The 1,520-nt window shown below is 70.6% G+C and carries 1 pseudogene; it reads right to left on the bottom strand.

Going from position 1 to position 1,520, the window contains the following annotated elements:
- Positions 1-1,477, bottom strand: a pseudogene (locus G6R24_RS20845) (IS1182 family transposase); the annotation flags it as partial.
- Positions 1,478-1,520: the final 43 nt, after the last annotated feature.

Raw genomic sequence — 1,520 nt, 5'->3', positions numbered from 1 at the left:
GTGTCGTTGCGGGCCACGCCTCGGTAGGGCACCCGGCGGTTGCCGTGTGCTACCAGCCAGGCGATCCCGCGTTCCACCGGGGGGGGCGCCAGCGGCGGTACTCGTCCTGCCAGGCCGGGTCGGTGGCCTCGCGGCGGGCGGCGGCCAGCAGGGCATGCTGGGGGTGGACGGTGAGGGTCCGCCCGGTCGCGGAGGTGGTGCAACGCGCGCATAGCGGGCAGGTGCGGCAGAGGGCTTTGAACTGGGCCTGGCGGTGACCGCCCGTCTGGGGGCGACCCAGGCGGGCGGTGTGACCGGCCGGGCAGGTGACCGTGTCGGTGTCGATGAGGAAGTCGTCGCTGGTGAACCCGCCGGGGATCGCTGGCCGTAGCGGGGACGGCTTGATCACCAGGGTGTGGCCGTCGGCCCGCAGACGTGTGCGCAGGTCACCGGTGCTGTAGGCGGCGTCACCGAGCACGGTGAGTTCCACCGGGTGGTCCTCGCCGGCCAGGAGATCGACAGCGACGGTGGCCTCGTGGTTGTCCGCTCCACCACCACCGGTGAGGGCGACAGCGGTGAACAGCCCGGTCTCGGGTTCGAAGGACACATGCCCTTTGAAACCCTCCTGGTGGCGGGTGCGGTTCTTGTGGATGTGGCGGGCCTCGGGATCGACGGTCGAGACCACCCGGTCTCTCGCGGTGCGCCGGGCGATCCGCCAGCGTCCGTCACCGCCGTCGGAGTCGTCGGCCGGTTCCACGTCCTGTCCGGCGACCAGAGCCAGCATGCCGACCGCGTTCGCGGCCCGCTCGCCGAGTTCCTGCTCCGGCAGCCGACCCAGCAGGTTCAGCGCGTCGGTGACCAGGGCATCGACCAGCACGGTCCGGGCCTGCTCGTCGTTCCAGGCGATCTTCGGTTTCCCCGGATCGGTGTAGTCATGGCCGACGCACCAGCGTCGGGCCACCTCCGGTGCCCCGGGTACCTCCCGGATCACCCGGCGGACCGCGGCGATCAGCTGGGTCACGGTGTCCTGGGTCGCGACCGCGTCGTCGAGGACCGTGGAGTCCAACGCCCGCCGGTGTCTGCCGGTGAGTACACCGGTGGCCGTCACCACCTCCCTGACCTGGGCGAACAGCCGGTTCGGAGCCTTCGAACGCTGTAACCGTCGCCGGAAGTAGGTCAGCAGCGACGGGTCGAAGGCGGTGTCGAGCAGCCCCAGCCCGCACGCGGCCTTCCACCGCAGATCGCACCGCAACGCCTGCACTGTCTCGAAATCCGACAGCCCGTGCAGGCTCTGCAGCACCACGGCTGCCGCCAGCACCTGTGGTGGCATGCTCGGCCGCCCGTTGGACGACGGGTACATGTCGGTGAACATCCCCGCCGGGAACAGCCCCTCCCGGTACTCGGCCAGGAACGCGAACACACTGCCCGCCGGGATCAACTCCCGGCAGGTCTCCCACACATCCGGCCCGACCAGCTCGCCCACCCATTCACCCTGCATGATCACAACACTGGCGTCGACCACCAAGGCAGAACCCGGACCC

The organism is Candidatus Frankia nodulisporulans, from assembly GCF_902806475.1.
Taxonomy (GTDB): domain Bacteria; phylum Actinomycetota; class Actinomycetes; order Frankiales; family Frankiaceae; genus Frankia; species Frankia umida.
The sequence above is the reverse complement of the archived record's forward strand: the minus strand, read 5'-3'. Positions and strand labels throughout refer to the sequence as shown.